The organism is Pseudomonas sp. DW-iso17, assembly GCF_058725345.1.
The window spans coordinates 452,796-475,469 of the sequence record NZ_JBZXEA010000032.1; the positions used below are offsets into that span (position 1 = coordinate 452,796).

Here is a 22,674-nt window from a genome sequence, read left to right on the forward strand (position 1 = left end):
GGTCAATTGCTGCAGTTACGACCATGGGGTCACGCAGAGGTTGCGTCGAGCTGACGATTGATTTCACGCGGTCGCCTCAAGGGGCAAGCACACACGAAACAAGGCGCCCTCGCCTATCTGGCTCTCCACCTCGATGGTGCCGCCATGGGCCGCTACTATCTGCTCGGAAATAAACAATCCCAGGCCCAGGCCGGCGGCGGCATGATTGGCGGAAACCCGTTCGAACTGCTGGAAAATACGCTTCTGGTTGTCTTCACTGATACCAATGCCACGGTCGCGCACTTCCACGCGCGCCTCGCCATGCTCGGTATACACCCGTACATCCACCGGGCTTTTAGCCCCGTAGCGCAGGGCATTGGTCAGCAGGTTGGTGATCACCTGCTCGATACGGAATTCATCCCAGTGGCCCTCTACAGGCTCGTCTGCCACCAACTGCATCGACGATTCAGCCGCGGCGACCTGTGGCTCGAAGTTGTGCACGAGGTTGCGCACCAACTGCGCCAGGTCAAAACGCGCCGGGCGTATGGACAGCTTGCCGGTACGGATGCGTGACACGTCAAGCATGTCTTCGATCAGACGGATCAGGCTTTTGATCTGGCGCTCATCGCGGTCAACCATGGCGTGCATCTTGTCCAGAGTGAACGCGGCGGCGTTGTCCCGGGCCAGGTGCATCTTGCGCAACTGGGTCTCCAGAATCAGCCCGTTCAGGGGTGTACGCACTTCGTGGGCGACAATCGACATGAAATCGTCACGCATGCGCACCGCTTGTTCCAGTTCGGCCTGAGTGGCCTGCAGGCGCGTGAGCAACAGTTCCTGCTCGCGGCGGCTACGCTCCAGCTCTTCGACTTGCAGCTTCATCGCCTTGCTCTGGCGATACAGGTCGACGAACACATTGACCTTGCTCTTGACCGCATGGATATCCAAGGGCTTATGCAGGAAGTCCACCGCGCCGCTCTCATAACCCTTGAAGGCGTAGTTGAGTTCGCGCCCGGCGGCGCTGACGAACACGATGGGGATGTTCTTGGTCTTTTCGGTGCCGCGCATCAGTTCGGCCAGCTCGAACCCGTTCATGCCAGGCATCTGCACGTCGAGGATCGCCATGGCGAATTCATGTTCCAGCAACAGGGACAACGCCTCATCGGCACTCAATGCCTTGAAGACCTGGCGATCCTCACGCTTGATCAGCGCCTCTAGGGCCAGCAGGTTTTCCGGCAGATCGTCGACGATCAGCAGTTTGGCCTGGACAGTACTTAACATGGGAAGGGTTCCAGGGAAGCCAGCAATGAGCCGATTCGGCTCAAGGAAAGAATATGGTCAGGTGTGTGCAAGGCCAGGGCCGCCAGGGGCATGACGGCAATGCGTGCCTCTTGTGGGTCCTGCACGATGGTAATGCCACCCGATTGCTTGACGTGGGCCAGCCCACTTGCGCCGTCCTGGTTGGCGCCAGTCAACAAAATGGCGAGCAGGCGAGGCCCATACACATCGGCCGCCGAGGAAAACAGGTAGTCGATGGCGGGTCTGGAATGGTGCACCCGGTCTTCCTGGCTCAGGGACAGGCTGCGGTCCTGCTCTACCGACAGGTGATAACCGGGCCCGGCAAAGTACAAGGTGCCCGCCTCCAGCGCTTCTTTGTCCCTTGCCTCCTTGACCGGGATGTTCAGGCGCCGGGCAAAGACTTCCGCCAATTGGCTGCGGCGCTCGTCCGGCAGGTGCAGCACGGCAATGATCGGCAGGCCGAAGGTACTGGACAACTGGCCGAAAATACTCAGCAACGCCTCGACGCCGCCGGCGGACGCGCCGACGACGATGGCTTCGATCCCCGAAATCGGGGTGTCCGGCGCGTCGCTCATGATTTTCGGTAGATCCGTTCCTGCTTGACCAAGGGTTCGAATTGCTTGCTGTAGGCGGAAAAATCCAGGGTTTCCTTGCTGCCCAGCACCAAAAAGCCGCGATGACACAGCGACTCATGAAACAAGCCAAACGCTCGATCTTGCAATTTTTTATTGAAATAAATCAATACGTTACGGCATGAAATTAATTGCGTTTCTGAAAATACGCTGTCGGTCGCCAGGCTGTGATCGGCAAAGGTCACGTTCTCGCGCAATGTCTTGTCAAAGATCGCGTAATCGTAAGCTGCTGTGTAGTAGTCGGCAAATGAACGTTGCCCGCCGGCCTGCTGATAATTGGCGGTATAGGCGCGCACGTTCTCCAGGGAAAAGATGCCCTGCTTGGCTTTATCCAGCGACGCCGGGTTGATGTCCGTGGCGTAGATGATGGTGCGTTCCAGCAAGCCTTCTTCACGCAGCAGGATGGCCATGGAGTACACCTCCTCGCCTGTGCTGCAGCCGGCGATCCAGATCTTGATCGACGGGTAGGTCTTGAGCAGCGGCACGACTTCCTGGCGAATCGCGAGGAAGTGCGACGGGTCGCGAAACATCTCGCTCACCGGGATGGTCAAGAATTGCAGCAACTGCATGAACGCTGCAGGGTCGTGCAACACGCGCTCTTGCAGTGCGGAAATGGTCGCGCAGTCGAACTGACGCAAGGCATGGGCCACACGGCGTTTGACCGACGCGCCCGAATAGTCGCGAAAGTCGTAGCTGTACTTGAGGTAAATCGCCTCGATCAACAGGCGCAGCTCAATATCGCTGCTCTTATCCAAGAAACACTGCTCCACTTAAATGCGTTCCATCTTCGGTAGCCATACGCGAATCAGTGAGAACAGGCGGTCCAGGTCAATCGGCTTGGCCAGGTAATCGTTTGAGCCTGCTGCCAGGCAACGCTCCTGATCGTCCTTCATGGCCTTGGCCGTCACGGCAATGATTGGCAGTTTTTTCCAGCGTGGGTCCTGGCGGATCAAGGCGGTGGCCTCGTAACCGTCCATCTCCGGCATCATCACGTCCATCAGCACCAGGTCGATATCTTCGACTTCATTGAGTTTATCGATAGCCTCCTGGCCGTTACGCCCGATCACCACCACAGCACCTTTGTGCTCCAGGGCGCTGGTCAGGGCGAAGATATTGCGCACGTCGTCGTCCACCAAGAGGATTTTGCGCCCCTCGAACACCTTGTCGCGGCTGCGGGCGGTCTTGAGCATCTTCTGGCGGTCATGGGACAACTGGGATTCGACTTTGTGCAGAAACAGCGTGACTTCATCCAGCAGACGCTCGGGCGAGCGCGCCCCCTTGATGATGATCGAGCGTGAATACTTGCGCAGTTCGGCCTCTTCGTCCCGGGTCAGGTTGCGCCCGGTGTAGACGATCACCGGCGGGAACGAGCAGATGTCCTCGGTGGCCATGCGCTTGAGCAGCTCGTTGCCGAGCATGTCCGGCAGCTTGAGGTCGATGATCATGCAGTCGTAGATGGTGGTGCGCAACAGGTCGAGGGCCTCTTGGGCGAAGCCTACGGCAGTGATCTCGATGTCATCGTCGCCGATCAGGCGGGCAATGCTGTCGCGCTGCAGGTCATCGTCTTCCACCAGCAGGATGCGCTTGACCTTCTGGGTCAACTTGGCTTCCAGGCGCGCGAACACGTCCTTGAGCTCTTCGCGGGTGGTGGGCTTGACCGCATAACCGATGGCACCCATGTGCATGGCGGCTTCGACACGGTCTTCCACAGAGATCACGTGCACCGGGATGTGGCGCGTGTTGGCGTGCTCCTTGAGGCGTTGCAGCACAGTCAGTCCTGAGTGGTCGGGCAGGCGCATGTCCAGCAGAATCGCGTCGGGGATGTATTGCTCGGCGAGGCTGTAGCCCTCGTCGGCACCGTGGGCGACCAGGCAGTGGTAACCCAGCTCGTGGGCAAGATCGAACAGAATGCGCGCAAAATTCGGCTCGTCTTCCACTACCAGGATGCAGCGAGTGCTGAACGGCGCTTTTTCGCGGTCATCGGCAAAGCGCGGGATCAACTCGGCATCAGCCACCGGCAGCGGCGATACCTTGACGGGCGTTGGTGCCGGCGCGACCACCACTTGGCGCGGTGGCTCGATCGGCGCCGCGGCCTCGTCGCGTTCTACATACTGTTCAGGCAATACGAGCGTGAAAATACTGCCTTTGCCCGGTTCGCTGGTCACACTGATATAGCCGCCCAGCAAGGTGGCCAGGTCACGGGAAATCGACAAGCCCAGGCCTGTACCGCCGTAACGGCGATTGGTGGTGCCGTCGGCCTGGCGGAAAGCTTCGAAGATGCTTTCCTGTTGATCCGGGGCGATACCAATGCCGGAATCGCGCACGGTAAAGGCAATGCCCTCCCCCGGCGCGCGGGACACCGACAGGCTGACCTCGCCCTGTTCAGTGAACTTGATGGCGTTGGACAACAGGTTCTTGAGGATCTGCTCCAGGCGTTGGCGATCAGTAAACAGCAGGGTTGGCGAGCCTTGTTGCACGTCCACCTGGAAGCCCAGTTTGCGGTCCATTGCCAGCGGCTCGAACATGCCACGCAGGCCATCCACCAGGCGCTCGACGCTGGCGTTTTCCGGGCGCACTTCCAGCTTGCCGGCTTCGACCTTGGAAATATCCAGGATGTCGTTGATCAGGTTGAGCAAGTCATTGCCGGCCGAATAGATCGACTCGGCAAACTTGACCTGCTCGGCGCTGAGGTTTTCCTGCGGGTTATCCGCCAGCAGTTTGGCCAGGATCAGCGAACTGTTGAGCGGTGTGCGCAGCTCATGGGACATGTTGGCAAGAAATTCGGATTTGTACTTGCTGGAGCGCTGCAACTCATCGGCGCGGTCTTCCAGCTCAAGCTGGGCCTGGTTCAGCTCGATGTTCTTGCGGTCCATGGCGTCGCGCTGTTCGGCCAGGGTCTGGGTCTGTTCGGCGAGTTGCTCGTTGGTCTGTTCAAGCTCAGCCTGTTGGGTTTCCAGGTGAGCCTGGGACTCCTTGAGGATGCGCGATTGCTCTTCGAGCTCTTCGTTGGCGGTCTTGAGCTCTTCCTGCTGCACTTGCAGCTCTTCGTTGAGTTGCTGGGTCTCGGCCAGCACTTCCTGCAAGCGCTGGCGATAGCGCGCGGCTTCGATGGAGGTGCCGATATTGCCGGCGATCAGTTCCAGCAGTTCGATATCACGCTCATCCAGAGGGCGCAGGAAGCCCAGCTCGACTACGCCGTTGACACGGTCATCATCGCTGGTCGGCATCACCAGGATGCTGCGAGTGGCCCCTTCGCCAAGACCGGAACTGACCTTGAAGTAATCCACCGGCACATCGTCCAGGCGAATCAGACGATTGAGCTGAGCGGCCTGCCCGACGATGCCTTCGTCGCTGTAGATCGACTGTTCTTGCTGTTCCTGCTCGCGGGAGAAACCATACGTGGCCACGCGCTTGAGGCCGCCGTGTTCTTCACGCACGTACAGCGCGGCGACCGCAGAGCCCATGTACTGGGCGAAGAATTGCAGGATATTGCGTCCCAGCATGTTCAGGGTCAGTTGGCCGAGTACTTGCTCGGCCAGCTCGGTCTGGCCATTGCGCAGCCAGGCGGTTTGCTCGAGGCGCCGTGCAATCTTCTGTTGTGACGCGAGGTTTGCGCTGTAACTCTTTGAAAGTGAGATTAAATTCTTCCTGCCGATGTAGGCCAGAAAACCACTCAACCCCAGTACAAACGCCAGGTACAACGTGACACTGATCACCGTCGTGCGGGTGACCTCTGCGTTACGGGTGATACGGAACTGCTGCTCCATCGCCACCGCGTCTTCGTATTCCTTGCGAATTTCATCAGTGAGCCGCTTGCCCCGGCCCGCCTTGACCGCGCCACGGTAATCACCGCTGTTGCGCTGCAGCTCAATCATCGACTGCGCGTAGGTGTTCCATTCGGTCTGCAAGGTTTCCAAGCGCTTGAGCCGGTCAACCTGCTGCGGATTGTCGGCTACCAGGTCTTGCAGATTGCGCAGGTCGGCAATGATCCGCGGCTTGGCCACTTCGTACGGATCAAGGAAGTGCTCGTCACCGGTGATCAGGAACCCGCGCATCCCTGTTTCCAGGTCAACCGTCAGTTTGGACGTCTCATTGAGGTTGTTAATGACGCGGTCGGTGTGCTCCACCCACTGGATCACCGAGAGCAAATAGGTAATCAGGCAGACGAAAAACACCGCGCTGAGCACGCCCACGCCCAAGGGCAGGGCCACGTTCCGGCTCAGCAGGGTACGAAAGCTTTTTTCATCGACGGACGACGCGGGTGTCATGGGCATGCCTTGGCCAAATGCGGGAAAACCGCAAGTTTGCCCGAATAACATCGCTCAACGCTATGTTTGTGCGTTGATTGACAGCGGATGCGGTCAAGCGCATGGCGCCGGTACCTTGGTGAGTCGACACGCAAGCGGACGGGACTTTTTGCGCCGCTAAGGTCACAATGCCAGCAATTGCTTCGGAACTTGCTGGCATTGTTATTACTCACAATCTAGTTGCCTTTAAGCCCAGCGCTCTCACTGTTCAGGAAAGTTCACTATGTCCCACACCTCCACCATCCTTGTAGTCGAAGACGACGCCATCGTGCGCATGCTGATCGTCGATGTCCTCGAAGAGTTGGAGTTCACTGTGCTCGAAGCCGCGGATGCTGGGGAAGCACTGGCGCAGGTGCAAAATACCGACCAGATCATCGACCTGATGATGACCGACGTCGGCCTGCCCGACATGGACGGCAAGCAACTGGCAACCAAAGTCCGCGAACTGCGCGCTACCCTGCCTATCCTGTTTGCCAGCGGCTATGCCGAAAACATTGATGTGCCCGCCGGTATGCAGGTGATTGGCAAGCCGTTCTCCATTGATCAATTGCGTGACAAAGTCAAATCCATGCTCTAACGCCCCTTCCTCATCGTCCTTTTCAGAGATTAACGTGACGACCGGCCAATAAAACAGGAAACTCAGCGCCTTCACGCCACGCTCTCAGATAGCACTCAGGAAGGACGCAACAACATGATTGGAAAACCGACGCGCCTGCTGTTGGCGAGCCTCTGGATACTCATGAGCTCCGGCGCCTGGGCTGACTTCACCGCAAGCCCCAGCGAAGCCAGGGCCATTGCCAAGGAAGCCTACTTGTACGGCTTCCCGGTGGTGCAGATGTACAAGACGCTCTACACCCAGGCCGTTGATAAAGGCGGTGCCCACTTCAAGGCGCCGTTTAACCGTATCGACAACGGCGTCCAGGTGCTCACCCCCAAGGACAACGCGGTTACCACCCCCAACGTCGACACGCCCTACTCGTTCGTGTGGATGGACCTGCGTAGAGAGCCGCTGGTGCTGACCCTGCCCAAGATTGAAGACAAGCGCTATTACTCGGTGCAGTTGATCGACCTCTATACGCAGAATTTTGCCTACCTGGGTACCCGCAGTACCGGCAATAACGGCGGCCACTACATGATCGCCGGGCCAGACTGGAAAGGTCAGCAGCCGGTGGACATCGACCGTGTGGTCTACAGCGAAAGCAACATCGCCTACGCCCTTTACCGCACGCAGCTGTTTGATGACAAAGACCTGGGCAAGGTCAAGCAGATCCAGAGCGGCTACAAGGTGCAGGCGCTGAGCAGTTATGTGAAGCAACCCGCGCCTGCCACTGTGCCGAAGATCCAATGGCCCAAGCCGATGGCAACCATGACCGAAGGCCCGCAGCTGTTTCGCTACCTGAACTTCATGCTGGCCTTCGCCGCGCCCCAGGACAGCGAAAAAGATCTGCTGGCACGCTTTGCCAAGATCGGTATCGCCCCAGGCGCGCCGTTCAAGGTCAAGCAGTTGACTACCGAGCAGCGCAAGGCCCTGGAGGACGGCATCGCCGATGGCCGCGCCGAATTCGCCGCGTTCAAGAAGGCCAAGGTGGATACCCACCAAGTGACCGACGCAGACCTGTACGGCAGCCGCGACCACCTGCAAAACAACTACCTGTACCGCTACGCCGGTGCCGAGCTGGGGATGTTCGGCAACTCCAGTGATGAAGCCGCGCACTTGAGCTACGTCATCGACAGCGAGGGCAAGCCGGCTAATGGTGCACGCCACAGCTACACCGTGCATTTTGCCAAGGACCAGCTGCCGCCGGCCGATGCGTTCTGGTCACTGACGATGTATGACGCAAAGACCAAATTGCTGGTGCCGAATCACAAGAAGCGCTACCTGATCAACTCGCAGATGCTGCCGACCCTCAAGCTCGATGCCGATGGTGGCTTGACCCTGGCGCTGCAGCACCACGAACCTCCCAAGGCTGAGCAGAGCAACTGGTTGCCGGCCCCACCCGGCCCGTTCTACGCGGTGTTGCGCATTTACCTGCCCAAGCCTGAAGTCGCTGGCGGCCAGTGGAAGCTACCAGCGTTGACGCCGCTTAAATAAGCTCGGCGAAAAAAAAAGCACGGCGGGCGATGACCCACCGTGCTTTTTTTGACTCAGTGTTTTTTCAGCTTCACGTAGGACTGGTGCAGGTCCGACGCCCAACCATCGATGACGCTTTTCACATCGTCGGCCTTCATCACTTGGGAGTCATTAGCCAGCGGCTTGCCGGTGCCTTTGCGCACCACTTGGGCCAGCACTTTATGAGTGGCGCCGTCGAGAAACTGCGCCTCGGTGCCCAGGGTGGTCTCCTGGTCGCGAATGCCGGTGCCGGTGCTCACTGCCGCAGCCACCAGGGCGACGGGGATAAACTCATAAGGCTTGAGGCTCTCGGTCTTGCTGCTCACGGCGGTAATCGCCGCCCTTACCACGATCACTCCAGGGCCAGGGGCATTGGCCACGGGCAATGACTGAGCCAGCTCGCGCTTGAGCGCCTGGTTGTAATAGTCGTTGATTCCCCGCAACGTGCTCTCTGGAATGCGGGAAGTGGCCTGGGGCTTGGGGTAAAACTGGGTGGGCTCGATGTACACCGCCGTGTAACGGTTCAAATCCAGTTGTGGATCAACCCAGCGCATCACCTCAGCCCCCGAGGGTGACTTGGCCTCCTTGAGCTGGCTGTAGTTGGAAAGAAACCCTGAATACTCATTCGGTTGCACCACCTTGCTGGCGCAACCGGCCATACCGAGCGAAGCGACGCACAGTGTGCCGATCATTAGCCTTAATTTCATTATTGAACTCCCTGGCGAGCATCATCGTAAGAACGAGTGGTAGGTATAGCCAATGTTGAGGCATCGCACCTTAATTTAGCGCCGGGTATTGATCAGAAGTGATCGTTGATCAAGGTTATTTGAACTGCTCCGGTGAATTGGCTGGCAACTGCGTATGACTCATCCGCCTTCAATGGGTAAGGTGAAGCCACACTTTTTGTCCGGAGCACCACATGCGCACCATCGGCCTTATCGGCGGCATGAGCTGGGAGTCCAGCGCCGAGTATTACCGCCTTATCAACCAGCGTGTGCGCGACCAGCTCGGCCCGCTGCGGTCGGCGCAAGTGTTGATGTACAGCGTGGATTTCGGCCCGGTGGAACAGGCTCAGCATGCCGGGCGTTGGGACGATACCGCGCTGATCCTGGAAGATGCCGCGCGACGCTTGCAGGCCGGGGGGGCTGATTGTGTGGTGCTGTGTACCAACACCATGCATTTAGTGGCACCGCGCATTGAGGCGGCAGTGTCGATTCCCTTCCTGCATATTGCCGATGCCACGGCGGCTGCGGCCCTGGAGGCCGGGACCTTGACGGTAGGCTTGTTGGGTACCGCGTTCACCATGGAGCAGGATTTCCTTAAATCGCGCCTCGCCGGCCAGGGGCTCACCGTGCTGGTGCCAGACGCGGATGAACGCAAGGCGGTGCACCGAATCATCTATGAAGAGTTGTGCGTGGGCGTCATCAGCGACGCCTCGCGCCAGGTGTATCAGCAGGCGATCCAGACTCTCGCCGCACGCGGCGCTCAGGCGATTATTCTTGGCTGCACGGAAATCTGCCTGCTGATCCAGCCCGAACACAGCGCACTGCCGCTGCTGGACACCACCGCGTTGCACGCGCAGGCCGCGGTGGGGTTTGCCTTGCAGGGCATCTGTACCGGGCGCTGACTCTGTGGGCAATGCATGACCCGTGTGGGAGCTGGCTTGCCTGCGATAGCGGTGGTTCAGTTGAAGATTCAGTGACTGATACTCCGCCTTCGCGGGCAAGCCCGCTCCCACAGTTTTACAGGATCAAGCCGACGTGCGCAGGCGCGCCATGCTCAGGGTGTCGACAAACATACCGTCGCGCAGGGCGTAATCGCGCAGCCGCCCTTCCACTTCGAAGCCGAACTTGCGGTACAGGTTGTGCGCAGGCTCGTTGTCGGCGTAGACCGTCAGCTCCACACGGCGCAGGTTCATCCAGTTGTCGGCCACCTCCAGCGCGGCCGCCAACAGCCGCGAACCGACACCCTTGCCCTGCCACGCGGGCGCCACGCCCATACCCAACGAACCAACGTGGCTCTGGCGTACGCGCAGGTACTGCTCAAGCCCTAATTGGCCAATCACCTCACCGCCCTGCAACGCCACCAGTTGCAGGCGCCGCTCGTTATCCATCACCAGGCGCTTGCGCCACATCTCAACCGACTGAAAAGGCATTTGCAGCACCTGACGGCAAACAGCCGGCTCGTTGTATAGCGAGGCGACGCCCTCCAGGTGGGCCTCGGTAAAACGCTGGATCACGATAGACGGTTCAGGTGGGTGCATTGCATTTCATCCTTTGAAAGACAAGTGGCGGGCCAGTGTAGAGGCTAAGCGCCTGGCTGACGAGTCGGGCGTTTTCTTACCAGCCAACCAGCACCATCCTGCATCTGAACGATGGCGATCCCTATGCGCAGCGCCGATACTCAGCTCAGGCCCTGCCCCGTCAACCCGACACTTCGGCCTTCACCCTGTGACGAGAACAACAAAAAAAGTCCCACAGAGGAATACCCATGAGCCGTCTTGATTACTCGGGCCTGTTGCAGGCCTTCAGCACCCTGACCCTGGACCTGCAACGCTTGGCCCAACACAAGGACATCGAACACTTCCAGTGCCATGCCCTGGCACGCGTCAGCCAATTGCTGGCCTTCGACAGTGCCTGGTGGGGGCGCTCGGCTGTCATCAACGGTCTGCCGCAAGAGCACAACAGCTACCTCTACCAGTTGCCGCCCGACTACCTGGCGGACTGGCAGTCAATCCGCCATCTGGACGTGACCGTTGCACGGGTGCATGCCGCGCCTGGCGAGGCAGTAATTATCAATATGCGCGACCCCGCCAGCGGCAGCGCCTTGAACTGGCTAGCGCATCGCCACGGCCTAGGTGAATTGCTGTGTGTCATCCATATCGACCCGCAAACCCACCTCAGCCACCACCTGACGCTCTACCGCCAGCCCACTGCGCCCACGTTCAACGCGCAGGATTGCCAGTTGCTCAATAACCTGATGCTGCACCTGGTGGCGGCGGTCTCGGCAAACCAGATCCGCACCTTGGTGGCCATGCGTGAAACCCTGGCCAGCCCGCGCAATCTGGCCCTGGCGGTGTGCGACCCCCGGGGTGTGTTGCAATGCGCCGAGCGCGGTTTTGTCGACCTGCTGCTCAGCGAATGGCCGCAATGGTGTGGCCCCACCCTGCCGGTGCCGCTCGATGAGCGCGGGTATGACGGCAAGCGCATCCACATCCAGGCGTCCCCAGTGGGCGACCAATTGCTGTTGGCCGCGCGCCTCAACCGTGCCCTGCCCCAGCTCAGCCCACGGGAAAACGACGTGGCCCAAGGCTTCGGCGAGGGCAAGACCTACAAGGAAGTGGCCCGCGACCTTGGCCTTTCGCCCAATACCGTGCGCCACCATATTCGCGCCATCTACGCCAAGCTCGGCGTCAAGGACAAGGCGCGCATAGCGCACCTGGTGCACGCCCCGCCCGACTGACCCTGCCCGCTTCTCCCACGGTTTTGCCACGGTCGTTTTTTACGGTCACGGGCTGCTGTTGCCCATTTTCCGGCCTCCTCTAACACGAGACGCTTCGCCATGACTTTAACGCGCCTACGTAACCTGACAGTGCTGTGCGCCAGCCTGTTCAGCCTCGACAGCCAGGCTGCCGACCTCAACGCCCGCGATTTTTTCGCCGCCCCACCGGGCACCCGCCTGGGTGTGCTGTACCTGCCCGCCACCCGTGCCAGCGATTTCCATGGCCCCGCCGACAGCACCGGCAAGGCCGACCTCAGGGTCAACGCCGTGGCCTACCGTCAGGTGTATTTCACCGACGCCTGCGGCACGTTGTGCACGCCGCAATTCATCCTGCCCTTTGCCGACATCAGCGCACGCCTTCCCGGCGCCAACCAGCGCAGCCGCGAGCGCGGCCTGGGCGATCCACAGGTGGGCGGCACGCTGTTTTTCGTCAACGACCCGGTGACGCGCACTTACAGCGGCTTGTTGAGCCTGATCACTGTGCCGATAGGTGAGTACCACAGCCAAAACCCGGACGTGTCCCCCGGTGCCAATCGCTGGGGCGCCACCTTTGTCTACAACTACACCCACGGTATCGGTGAGAAATGGGTGCTGGAAGCCAACCTGGAAGCCCAGCTCTATGGCCGCAATGACGATTACTTCGGCAGCGAACTCAAGCAAGCCCCGCTGTATCGCCTGCAGGCTTTTGCCTCGTATGACTTCAGCTCCGCCACTTACGGCGCATTGCGCCTGATCCAGGCCGACGGTGGCGCCCTGCGCCTCAACAACCGTCGCCTCGACGATACCCACAAGCGCTACACCCAAGTCGGCTTCGAACTCGGGCACTGGCTCGACCGGCAGAACCAACTGATGGTCAGCCTTTCGCAACACGTTGCGGCTTCCAATGGTTATGCCGGCACCGAAGCGCTGTTGCGCCTCGTGCATGTGTTCTGACCCCTTTCCCTGGAGCTTGAAAATGCCCATTTCCAACCCTGCGATAACGGCACGGCTGGCGGCGATCGTACTGTTTGCCGCCATCACTCCGACCCTCCTGATGACTGCTCCCGCCGTGGCCGCGCAGTTGGCCAGCCAATGGCAACTGAGCCCGGCGCGGATTGGCGACTTGTTTTCCGTGGAACTGGGCGCCATGAGCCTGGCGACCTTGCCCGCCTGGTGGTGGCTCAAGCGGGTTGACTGGCGCACTGCCGCCCGGGTCGCCGCGCTGCTGTTCATTGCGGCCAACCTGCTGTCGATGCTCGCCGACACCTACGCCGTGCTGCTGGTGTTGCGCGGGGCCAGCGCCCTGGCCGGCGGTTCGTTGATGATCCTCTGCCTGGCCAGTGCCGCCACCACCGCCAATCCCAGCCGAGTCTATGGTTTGTGGGTGATGGGGCAGTTGATCGTCGGTGCCGTCGGCCTGGTGGTGCTGCCTGGTTTGTTCGAACGGTTTGGTTTGAATGCCTGCTACCTGATCCTGGCAGGGTTGATGGCTCTGCTGCTGCCATTGGCGCGGGCTTTTCCCGCCGGTAGCCGTGCGTTGCCCACCAGCCGCGCCCCGGTCTTGCCCGGTTCACGCTGGAAAGCCGCCCTGGGGGTTGGCGCGGTCCTGGCCTTTTATATCAGCTTGGGAGGCGTCTGGACCTTTATCGGTGCCTTGGGCGCCAGTGCCGGGATTTCGGCGCAGCACAGCGGCGACATCCTCGCCATCGCCACCGTGATGGGCATTGCCGGGGCCGCGAGCGCTTCACTGATCGGGACCCGCTTGCCGCGTGGAGTGCTGTTGTTGCTGGGCTACCTGTTGATGGCGGCAGCGGTGCTTCTGTTGTTCGGCCAGCCCGCATTGCTGCGATTTGCTTTGGCGGCGCTGCTGTTCAAATTCACCTGGACCTTCATTCTGCCGCTGATCCTGGCCTGCCTGGCCGACCTTGATCACAGCGGCAAGCTGATGAACGCCTCCAACCTGGTCATCGGCGGCGGCCTGGCCATCGGCCCGGCGCTCGCTGGCCGCCTGATCGAGGCCAGCGGCGGTTTCAGCCTGTTGCTGCTTGGTGCAGCCGCTATCACCTTGCTGTCTCTGGTGATGATCGTCGCCAGCCGTCCCCATTCCCCCACTGAACTGGAACCGGTATGAACCCAACCACCGCATTTTTTTTCGACGAAATGAGCCTGTGGCACAGCGCCGGCGCCCATGCGCTGACCCTGCCCGTGGGCGGCTGGGTGCAGCCGCCGGCCGGCAGCGGGCATGCCGAGTCACCGGAGACCAAGCGCCGCCTGAAAAGCCTGTTGGATGTCTCCGGACTGAGCCGCCAACTACAACTGCATAGCGCGCCGCCCGCCAGTGAAGAGGATCTGCTGCGGGTCCACAGCCGCGCTTACCTGCAGCGTTTCAAGGCCTTGAGCGATGCGGGTGGCGGTGAGCTTGGCCCCCAGGCACCGATTGGGCCGGGCAGCTTCGAAATTGCGCAACTGTCCGCCGGACTGACCCTGGCCGCCGTGGACATGGTGCTCAAGGGCCAGGCGCACAACGCCTATTCGCTGTCGCGGCCACCGGGTCATCACTGCCTGGCAGACAGTGCTATGGGCTTTTGTTTTCTGGCCAACATTGCCATTGCCATCGAGGCCGCCAAGGCCCGCAACGGTCTGGGCAAAGTCGCGGTGATCGACTGGGATGTGCACCACGGTAACGGCACGCAGTCGATCTTCGAAGAACGGGCCGATGTGTTGACGGTATCCTTGCACCAGGACGGCTGCTACCCGCCCGGTTACAGCGGCGAGCAGGATCGCGGCCGCGGGGCGGGCGTGGGGGCCAACATCAATATCCCCTTGCCGCCAGGCAGTGGCCACGCCACCTATCTACACGCCATGGAACGCATCGTAGTGCCCGCGCTGGAGCGCTTCGAGCCGGAGTTGATCATCGTCGCCTGTGGTTATGACGCCAACGCCGTCGACCCGTTGGCGCGCATGCTGTTGCACAGTGAATCGTTCCGGCTGCTGACCCGCGCCCTGCGCCTGGCCGCCGAGCGTCTGTGCCAGGGCCGCCTGGTGCTGGTACATGAAGGCGGCTACAGCGAAGCCTATGTGCCGTTCTGCGGCTTGGCGACCCTGGAGGAACTGAGCGGAGTGCGCACGGCGGTGCAAGACCCGATGCTTGAATTTGTGCAGTTGCAGCAACCCGGTGCGCAGCTACAGGGGTTTCAAGAGCAGTGGGTGGAGCGGCTGGCGCGCGGGGTCAGCGAGTAGCTGCCAGGCGCCATACCCGTGCAACGTCCGAGGCCCGCTCACGCAACAGGCGCGGCGCCTCGTGACAGGCTTGCTCCAGAGACATCGGCCCCGACGGCAAGGCGAACGCTGCATCCACACCGTGGGCGTACATCTGCTCGTAGCCGTCGCCCAAGGTGCCCGCGATCACGACCACCGGCACGCCGTGTCGCCGGGCAATGCGCGCCACGCCAAACGGAGTTTTTCCCCGCAGCGTCTGGGCGTCGAAGCGACCTTCACCGGTGATTACCAGGTCGGCGCCACGCACCGCTTCATCGAGGCCAACCAGTTCAGCGACTACCTCAACCCCTGGACGAAACTGGGCAGCGAGAAACGCCTTGGCAGCAAAGCCCAGGCCACCGGCGGCGCCGCTGCCAGGTTCGTCGCGCACATCCTTGGGCAGCACCTGAGCGCAATGGTCAGCGAAGTGCCCAAGGGCCGCGTCCAGGTGTGCCACTTGCTCGGGACTCGCGCCTTTTTGCGGGCCGAAAATCGACGAGGCACCGTGGGGGCCGCACAGGGGATTGTTGACGTCGGCGGCGATTTCAAAACGCACCTGCGCCAGGCGCGGGTCGAGTTGTTCAAGGCTGATATGGGCCAGGCGTGCCAATGCCAACCCACCCGCCGGCAGTGGCTGACGTTCGCTATCCAATAGCTGCACGCCAAGGGCCTGCATCGCTCCCGCCCCGCCATCGTTGGTGGCACTGCCGCCAATCGCCAGGATGATGCGCTGCGCCCCGGCATCCAGCGCGGCGCGGATCAACTCGCCGGTGCCATAGGTGGTACTGGAACAGGCGTCGCGCTGCCCCGGCGCGACGAGTTGCAGGCCGCTGGCCTCGGCCATCTCGATCATCGCGGTATGGCTGTCGGCCAACCAGCCCCAACGTGCTTCGACGCTGTCGCCCAGCGGGCCTCGGACTGTTTGCCGACGTAATTGCCCCTTACACGCGGCGAGCACCGCATCCACCGTGCCTTCACCGCCATCGGCCATCGGGCATTGAAGCACGTGCGCATCCGGCCAGACCTCGGCCCACCCCTCGGCAATCGCCTGGGCGACGCCTGCGGCACTCAGGCTGTCTTTGAACGAGTCAGGGGCGATCACGATTTTCATGGACGTTCTCCGGTTTTTATAACGCCCATGCTGCCAGTTGGCAGGGGCAATGACGCGGGGCCGATGCACAAGTGTGGGGCGGGATTGTTGTTCATTTCTACAATGCCCGTTGTAGGAGCGAGCTTGCTCGCGCCTACAGGGGGTGGGGCAGCAGTTGTACGCCCAGGTACAAGGCAAGCATCCCATCTAGCGTCAGCGGGTCTACGCCGCTGAGTTCGGCTATGCGTTCCATGCGGTAGCGCAGGCTGTTGCGGTGAATGCCCAAGGCGTCGGCACACGCCTGGCTTTGCCCGTCGTGCTCGCACCAACTGCGCAACGTGGCGAGCAGTTGCCCGTTGCTGTCCTTGGCCAACACCTTGCGCAACGGGTTGAGCAATTCGTCCAGGGCGTCGTCGTTGCGATGACGCCAAAGCATGACCGGCAGGCGATAACGGTTGAGGGTCAACAGGCGTGATTGCGGCAGGATATCGCGGCCATAAGCCAGCAGATCTCCTACCCGGCGGTAACAGCGGCGCAGCCCCGCCAAGCCCTCCGCTTGCCCGCCGATGGCAATGCGCTGGATGTTCCAACCCAGGCCCTCGAGCTTTTCCAGCAAGCGGGGGTTATCGACCTGCACCGCAGCAGGTCGACACCACAGCAAGGAGAACTGCGCAGAGCTGACGCACCAACTGTCCGGGTAGCGGCTGGCGAGCCAGGCGCTCAGGGCCTCCGCCGTTTGGCCCGGGCCCAATTCAAACAGGTACGGCGTGCGCGCCAGTTGTGGCTTGAGCCCCAATTGCTGGGCTTCGTCCACCAGGCGCGGGGAGTCGCTGCTGTCGGCCAACAGCAGGGCCAGCAGATCATCGCAACGCTGGCGCCGCCATTGTTGCTCGGCCTGCTGGTGGCGTTGGCTGACCAGCATTTCAGCGGTCATACGCACCAGTTCGGCGTAGGTGCGTAACCCATCTGGTTCTCCGGTGATACCCAGCACGCCAATCAGGCGCTGATCATGCAACAGCGGCAGGTTGATGCCGGGTTGCACACCCTTGAGATGCTTGGCGGTCTGCCCGTCGATTTCCACCACACGCCCATTGGCCAACACCAATTGCGCACCTTCATGGCGTGTGTTGATACGCTCCGGCTCGCCGCTGCCCAGGATCAAGCCCTGGCTGTCCATGACATTGACGTTATAGGGCAGGATTGCCATGGTGCGATCGACAATCTCCTGCGCCAGGGCATGATCCAGCTCGAACATGGGGCTAATTTCCTAAAAAAGGTTGTTCACCGGCACAGCGCAAAGGCAGCTTGACTGTGCGCCAGCACAAAGACAGCTGCCCGTCACGTCACCGAGACTGTCAGGGCGGTCAACGTTACCCTCGCACCGCGAAAAATCATAATAAAGAGAGAATCCCATGTCACAGAGCGCCACTGCCGCACTGGCCAGCGATGACGATAAGAACGCCATCTACAAGCGCATCACCCTGCGCCTGATCCCCTTCATCTTTATCTGCTATCTGTTCAATTACCTCGATCGGGTAAACGTTGGCTTTGCCAAGCTGCAGATGCTCGATGCGTTGAAATTCAGTGAAACCGTGTACGGCCTGGGGGCCGGGATTTTCTTTATCGGCTACGTGCTGTGCGGCGTGCCGAGTAACCTGGCGCTGACCCGGTTTGGCCCGCGGCGCTGGATCGCATTGATGATGATCGTGTGGGGTACGCTCTCCACATGCCTGCTGTTTGTGACCACACCCACGCATTTCTACGCCCTGCGCCTGCTCACCGGTGCCGCTGAAGCCGGCTTCTTCCCCGGTGTGGTGTTGTACCTTTCGCAGTGGTTCCCGACCTTCCGCCGTGGGCGAATCATGGCACTGTTCATGTCGGCGATCCCGGTGTCCGGTTTGCTCGGCAGCCCGTTTTCCGGCTGGATTCTCAATCACTTTGCCGCAGGCCAAGGTGGCTTGGCGGGCTGGCAGTGGATGTTCCTGCTGCAAGGCATCCCGACCGTGATCCTCGGCGCCCTCGCCTATTTCCTGCTCAGTGACAGTTTCGCCAACGCCAAGTGGCTCAAGCCCCATGAGCGTGCGGTACTGGAAGCTGACCAGGCCACAGACCTGGCAAACAAGCCGAAAACCACCAGCGACTCCCTGGCCCAAGTGTTCAAGAACCCGGCGATCTGGGCATTCGGCCTGATCTACTTCTGCATCCAGAGTGGCGTATATGCGATCAACTTCTGGCTGCCGTCGATCATCAAGAACATGGGTTTCAGCGACAACCTGGTGATTGGCTGGCTCAGCGCGATTCCGTATCTGTTGGCGGCAGTGTTCATGCTGCTGGTGGGCCGCTCTGCCGATTTGCGCAAGGAGCGCCGCTGGCATTTGGTGGTACCGATGTTGATGGGCGCCATTGGCCTGGTGATCGCCGTTAACTTCGCCACCACCCCCGCTATCGCCATTCTCGGCCTGACCATCGCCACCATGGGCGCCCTCACCGGCCTGCCGATGTTCTGGCCGGTGCCCACCGCGATGCTCAGCGCGGGTGCGGCGGCGGGTGGCTTGGCGTTGATCAACTCCATGGGGCAGATGGCGGGGTTTCTCAGCCCGTATATCGTGGGTTTTGTGAAGGATGCTACCGGCTCTACGGATGTGGCGTTGTACCTGCTGGCGGCGGTGATTGTGAGCGGCAGTGTTCTGGCATTGCGGATGACGCGCACGCTCAAGGCCTGACGCCTTCAACGTGGGAGGGATCTGCTCCCTCCCACTTGGGCCATGTATTTACAACAGGCCGCCACCGTCGATATCAACCACCGCACCGGTCATAAAGCCATTTTCCATGGCCAGTACATACCCCGCCGCCACTTCTTCAGCCTGCCCCACCCGCCCAACCGGCAACCCTTGGCCCGCCTTGGCAAACATTGCCAAACGTTGCTCTTGGCCAAGCCCTGCATAGGCCGGTGTGTCTATCACCCCTGGGCTGATCACATTGACTCGACGCGGCGCCAGTTCCTTGGCCAGTTGCTTGCCCAAGGCCTCGGTCGCAGCGTTAATGCCCGTCTTGATGAACTGCCCTGCCGCTAACTTGCGCCCCAACTGGCCCGAGGTCAGGGTGATGCTGCCCTGCTCGTGCAAAAACGGCAGCGCGTGTTGAATGGCGCGTAGTGCGCCCCAGAGCTTTACATCGAAGTTGTCCCGGGCTTCATCCAGGTCTGTTTCGATCAAAGGCTTGGCCCGCACCGAAGGCCCCGAGGTGTAGACCAGATGGTCAAAGCGCCCCACGGTTTCGAACAACTGCTTTAACGAGGCGCTGTCGGTGACGTCCACCGGCTCGTTGCGCAGCCCGCTGTCGGAACCTGGCGCCAAGCGGCGCCCGGCCACGATCACATGCGCGCCTCGCGCCAAGGCTGCCTGGGCAACTGCCGCGCCGATACCGCTGCTGCCACCGATGACGATGATGGTTTTACCGCTCAGAGAAGAGGTCATGAGAAAACTACCTGGGTCAGAAAGTGAACGTTCATCTTCCCAGCTTGGTAATCGATGAAAAATCCGGGTAAAACGACAAGATCTTTAAAGGATTTTTATCAATGAGCTCGATTCTCGACCTTGAAGTCTTCGTGCGCAGCGCCGACACCGGTAGCCTGACGGCCGCCGCCCGTGGCCTGGGCCTCACGCCAGCGGCCGCGAGTATCGCCCTCAAGCGCCTTGAAACCCGTCTCGGCATCCGCCTGCTTGCCCGCTCCACCCGCAGCATGCGCCTGACCGAAGAAGGCCGGCGTTATCTGGACAGCGTGCGGGTAGCGCTGGAAGCCCTGTCCGAAGGCGAACATGCCATCAAGCAACAAGGCCAAAGCCTCAGTGGTTTATTGCAATTGGCCGCTCCCTCGGACTTCGGTCGCAATGTGCTGTTGGGCTGGTTGGATGAGTTCAAGCTGGAGCACCCCACTATCCGTCTGCAACTGTTGCTCAACGACAGCAATGCCGATTTGTTTCGCGACACTGTCGACATCGCCTTGCGCTTTGGCGTGCCGAGAGACTCCAGCCTGGTGGCCCTGCCGGTGGTACCCGATCACCATCGCATTGCCTGCGCCAGCCCCGACTACTTGGCGCGCCACGGCACCCCGCATACGCCCGAAGACTTGGCCCACCACAGCACGCTGCGCTACATGCGCCGGGGCCAGGCCAATAGCACCTGGTATTTCCGCCAGGGGACCTTGCTCCAGGAGGTTGAAGTGAGCGGTGACTATCTCAGCGACGATGGCGAGATTGTCCGCCGCTGGGCGTTGGCGGGGCATGGCATTGCCTATAAAGCCAACCTGGACGTGGCCCGTGATATCCAGGCTGGGCGGCTGGTGCCCCTGCTACTCGACTGGCAAGGCGAACCCACGCCATTCAACCTGATGTGCCCTCACCGCCTGCAAGTGTCAGAACGCGTGAAAGTGCTGCATCGTTTTTTACAGGCCCGTTGCGAGACTTTGCTACGCGCATGAACAAATCCGCTCAGGGCTTGTTCCAGAGCGCTCGGGTCTGGTATTGCATGACTCACGTTTACCTGCCATGAGGAGCTTTGCATGATTTACCGTACATTGGGTCAGTCCGGGTTAAAGGTCAGCGCTCTGACCCTCGGCACCATGATGTTTGGCGAGCAGACCAGTACCGAAGACTCGCTGCGCATCATCGACAAGGCCTGGGACCAGGGCATCAACTTCATCGATACAGCTGACGTGTATACAGGCGGACGCTCCGAGGAAATCGTCGGCGAGGCGATTGCACGCAACCGCCAGGATTGGGTGGTGGCCTCCAAGGTCGGCTTCGGCCCTACCGACGGCGTGCCCAACCGCAGCGGTTTGAGCCGCAAGCGTCTGTTCAACGCGCTGGACGCCAGCCTGGCACGCCTGGATACCGACTACCTGGACATCTACTACCTGCACCGCGAAGACCACCACACTCCGTTGGAAGTGACCGTGTCCGCCATCGGCGACCTGATCCGCCAGGGCAAAGTCCGCTACTGGGGCCTGTCCAACTACCGAGGCTGGCGCATCGCTGAAGTGATTCGCGTGGCTGAACGCCTGGGCGTGGATAAACCCATTATCAGCCAGCCGCTGTACAACATCGTCAACCGTCAGGCCGAGATAGAACAGATCACCGCTGCAGCGGCCTACGGCCTGGGTGTGGTGCCTTACAGCCCGCTGGCCCGAGGGGTCCTTAGCGGCAAGTACGCCCCGGACGTCACGCCCGAGCCCGGCAGCCGTGCCGCGCGCCAGGACAAGCGCATCCTGGAAACCGAGTGGCGGGTTGAATCACTGCGCGTTGCCCAGCAGATCCAGCAATACACTCAAGGGCGTGGCGTGGGGATCGTCGAGTTCGCAATCGCCTGGGTGCTGAATAATGCGGCGGTGAGCTCGGCGATTGTCGGGCCGCGAACCGAGGCGCAGTGGGACGCCTACACCGGAGCGCTGGCGGTGAAGATCAGCGCTGAGGACGAGGCGTTCATTGATTCGTTGGTTACGCCAGGGCATTCGTCCTCGCCGGGGTTCAACGATGTCGGGCATTTTGTATCCGGTCGATTGGCACGCCTGTAGACTACCCGCGCAATAATTGGCTTTCGCGAGGGCAGCGTGTCTAAAGGTGTTGTGTTATCGGTCTTGGCCTCGGTGTTGTTTGCCGTGATGTATTACTTCACATCACTGCTTACGCCCCTGAGTGGCCTGGAGATTTTCGGCTGGCGCATGCTGCTCACCGTGCCCTGCATGACGGTGTTCATGCTCGTCAGCGGCGAGTGGCGCAGGGTCTGGGAACTGCTGCGCATGCTGGCGGCCAAGCCACGGCTGGTCGGCGGCGTACTGGTGTCGTCGGCCTTGCTCGGCGTGCAGTTGTGGTTGTTCATGTGGGCGCCGCTCAATGGGCGCAGCCTGGACGTGTCCGTGGGGTATTTTCTGCTGCCGTTGACCATGGTGCTCACCGGGCGCCTGGTCTACGGCGAGCGCCTGTCGCGGCTGCAACAGATTGCTGTGGTGTTTGCCGCGCTGGGTGTGCTGAATGAGCTGTATCAGGCCGGTGGTTTTTCCTGGGCAACACTGGTAGTGATCATCGGCTACCCGGTGTACTTCGTGGTGCGTAAATACCTGACCACTGATCATCTGGGAGGGCTGTGGCTGGATATGGCGTTGATGCTGCCGGTGGCCTGGTGGTTTGTACAAAGCGGCGAACAAGGCTTTGCCGTACTGGATGGGCATCCAAAGCTCTATGCATTGATTCCCATGCTGGGCCTTATCAGTGCCTCGGCGCTGGTGAGTTACATCATTGCCAGTCGCTTGTTGGCGTTCAGCCTGTTCGGGCTGCTGAGCTATGTGGAGCCGGTATTGCTGCTCGCGGTGGCGTTGCTGTTGGGCGAAGGGATCGAGGGCGGACAGTGGCTGACCTATATTCCGATCTGGCTGGCGGTGATGGTGCTGGTGTATGAGGGATTCAAACATTTGGTGCGTCAGCGCCGGGCTTGATGGGAGGCTGAGAGTGGATGTCGGCTGTGGGG

The 22,674-nt window shown here is 60.9% G+C and carries 20 protein-coding genes; 11 read left to right on the forward strand and 9 right to left on the reverse strand.

The window, feature by feature from the left end; all coding sequences use genetic code 11:
• Positions 1-63 precede the first annotated feature (63 nt).
• From AC4PS6_RS20150 to AC4PS6_RS20165, 4 genes are read right to left on the reverse strand one after another with little or no spacing between them, the layout of a single operon-like run.
• Positions 64-1,257: a hybrid sensor histidine kinase/response regulator gene (locus AC4PS6_RS20150; protein WP_020302773.1), complete on the reverse strand. Its 1,194-nt coding sequence runs from the start codon at positions 1,255-1,257 to the stop codon at positions 64-66.
• Positions 1,251-1,850, reverse strand: coding sequence for a chemotaxis protein CheB (locus tag AC4PS6_RS20155; RefSeq protein WP_336826607.1), 600 nt, complete (start codon positions 1,848-1,850; stop codon positions 1,251-1,253). The genes AC4PS6_RS20150 and AC4PS6_RS20155 overlap by 7 nt, the downstream gene beginning before the upstream one ends.
• Positions 1,847-2,677, reverse strand: a complete 831-nt coding sequence (locus AC4PS6_RS20160) for a CheR family methyltransferase (protein ID WP_019817062.1) — start codon at positions 2,675-2,677, stop codon at positions 1,847-1,849. Before AC4PS6_RS20160 ends, AC4PS6_RS20155 begins: the two co-directional genes overlap by 4 nt.
• Positions 2,678-6,175, reverse strand: coding sequence for a response regulator (locus AC4PS6_RS20165; RefSeq protein WP_014718486.1), 3,498 nt, complete (start codon positions 6,173-6,175; stop codon positions 2,678-2,680).
• Between the two features lie 262 nt (positions 6,176-6,437).
• On the opposite strand from AC4PS6_RS20165, the gene AC4PS6_RS20170 reads away from it, so the two are divergent.
• Both AC4PS6_RS20170 and AC4PS6_RS20175 read left to right on the forward strand, forming a co-directional pair.
• The gene (locus tag AC4PS6_RS20170; protein WP_014718487.1) at positions 6,438-6,791 is read left to right on the forward strand and encodes a response regulator; all 354 of its coding nucleotides are present in this window, start codon (positions 6,438-6,440) and stop codon (positions 6,789-6,791) included.
• 114 nt (positions 6,792-6,905) lie between these two features.
• Positions 6,906-8,306, forward strand: coding sequence for a DUF1254 domain-containing protein (locus AC4PS6_RS20175; protein ID WP_336826609.1), 1,401 nt, complete (start codon positions 6,906-6,908; stop codon positions 8,304-8,306).
• Between the two features lie 53 nt (positions 8,307-8,359).
• Here the strand turns inward: AC4PS6_RS20175 and AC4PS6_RS20180 are convergent, their stop codons facing one another.
• Positions 8,360-9,031, reverse strand: coding sequence for a DUF3313 domain-containing protein (locus tag AC4PS6_RS20180; RefSeq protein WP_014718489.1), 672 nt, complete (start codon positions 9,029-9,031; stop codon positions 8,360-8,362).
• Positions 9,032-9,243: 212 nt separating this feature from the next.
• On the opposite strand from AC4PS6_RS20180, the gene AC4PS6_RS20185 reads away from it, so the two are divergent.
• Complete coding sequence (locus AC4PS6_RS20185; protein ID WP_032903051.1) at positions 9,244-9,951, forward strand: aspartate/glutamate racemase family protein; 708 nt, start codon at positions 9,244-9,246, stop codon at positions 9,949-9,951.
• Between the two features lie 123 nt (positions 9,952-10,074).
• On the opposite strand, the gene AC4PS6_RS20190 is transcribed toward AC4PS6_RS20185, so the two are convergent.
• Entirely contained in the window at positions 10,075-10,587 is a 513-nt protein-coding gene (locus AC4PS6_RS20190; protein ID WP_492180944.1) for a GNAT family N-acetyltransferase, read from the reverse strand.
• Between the two features lie 227 nt (positions 10,588-10,814).
• On the opposite strand from AC4PS6_RS20190, the gene AC4PS6_RS20195 reads away from it, so the two are divergent.
• The 4 genes from AC4PS6_RS20195 to AC4PS6_RS20210 all read left to right on the forward strand — a co-directional run bounded on the left by AC4PS6_RS20195 (position 10,815) and on the right by AC4PS6_RS20210 (position 15,044).
• Positions 10,815-11,786: a helix-turn-helix transcriptional regulator gene (locus AC4PS6_RS20195; RefSeq protein WP_102666207.1), complete on the forward strand. Its 972-nt coding sequence runs from the start codon at positions 10,815-10,817 to the stop codon at positions 11,784-11,786.
• A gap of 99 nt (positions 11,787-11,885) precedes the next feature.
• On the forward strand, positions 11,886-12,758 hold the full coding sequence (locus AC4PS6_RS20200) for a transporter (protein WP_122299686.1): 873 nt from the start codon (positions 11,886-11,888) through the stop codon (positions 12,756-12,758).
• A gap of 22 nt (positions 12,759-12,780) precedes the next feature.
• Positions 12,781-13,935, forward strand: coding sequence for an MFS transporter (locus tag AC4PS6_RS20205; protein WP_336826613.1), 1,155 nt, complete (start codon positions 12,781-12,783; stop codon positions 13,933-13,935).
• Complete coding sequence (locus AC4PS6_RS20210) at positions 13,932-15,044, forward strand: class II histone deacetylase (RefSeq protein WP_019817066.1); 1,113 nt, start codon at positions 13,932-13,934, stop codon at positions 15,042-15,044. The genes AC4PS6_RS20205 and AC4PS6_RS20210 overlap by 4 nt, the downstream gene beginning before the upstream one ends.
• Here the strand turns inward: AC4PS6_RS20210 and AC4PS6_RS20215 are convergent.
• On the reverse strand, positions 15,034-16,173 hold the full coding sequence (locus tag AC4PS6_RS20215) for a glycerate kinase (protein ID WP_019817067.1): 1,140 nt from the start codon (positions 16,171-16,173) through the stop codon (positions 15,034-15,036). The genes AC4PS6_RS20210 and AC4PS6_RS20215 overlap by 11 nt on opposite strands.
• Before the next feature lie 133 nt (positions 16,174-16,306).
• Positions 16,307-17,407, reverse strand: coding sequence for a sugar diacid recognition domain-containing protein (locus AC4PS6_RS20220; protein ID WP_032903043.1), 1,101 nt, complete (start codon positions 17,405-17,407; stop codon positions 16,307-16,309).
• Between the two features lie 157 nt (positions 17,408-17,564).
• Here AC4PS6_RS20220 and AC4PS6_RS20225 point away from each other — a divergent pair, with 157 nt between their 5' ends.
• Positions 17,565-18,875, forward strand: coding sequence for an MFS transporter (locus AC4PS6_RS20225; RefSeq protein ID WP_032903042.1), 1,311 nt, complete (start codon positions 17,565-17,567; stop codon positions 18,873-18,875).
• Between the two features lie 48 nt (positions 18,876-18,923).
• Here AC4PS6_RS20225 and AC4PS6_RS20230 read toward each other — a convergent pair whose 3' ends face one another.
• Positions 18,924-19,628 (reverse strand): SDR family oxidoreductase, encoded by a 705-nt coding sequence (locus AC4PS6_RS20230; protein ID WP_014718499.1) that lies wholly within the window; start codon positions 19,626-19,628, stop codon positions 18,924-18,926.
• A 101-nt stretch (positions 19,629-19,729) separates the two neighbouring features.
• Between AC4PS6_RS20230 and AC4PS6_RS20235 the strand changes: the two genes are divergently transcribed.
• The 3 genes from AC4PS6_RS20235 to rarD all read left to right on the forward strand — a co-directional run bounded on the left by AC4PS6_RS20235 (position 19,730) and on the right by rarD (position 22,642).
• Positions 19,730-20,632 carry a LysR family transcriptional regulator gene (locus tag AC4PS6_RS20235; RefSeq protein WP_014718500.1) on the forward strand — a complete coding sequence of 301 codons (903 nt, stop codon included), beginning with the start codon at positions 19,730-19,732 and terminating at the stop codon, positions 20,630-20,632.
• 81 nt (positions 20,633-20,713) lie between these two features.
• Complete coding sequence (locus AC4PS6_RS20240; RefSeq protein WP_492180947.1) at positions 20,714-21,724, forward strand: aldo/keto reductase; 1,011 nt, start codon at positions 20,714-20,716, stop codon at positions 21,722-21,724.
• Between the two features lie 36 nt (positions 21,725-21,760).
• Positions 21,761-22,642 carry an EamA family transporter RarD gene (gene rarD / locus AC4PS6_RS20245; protein WP_014718502.1) on the forward strand — a complete coding sequence of 294 codons (882 nt, stop codon included), beginning with the start codon at positions 21,761-21,763 and terminating at the stop codon, positions 22,640-22,642.
• The last annotated feature ends 32 nt before the right edge of the window (positions 22,643-22,674 follow it).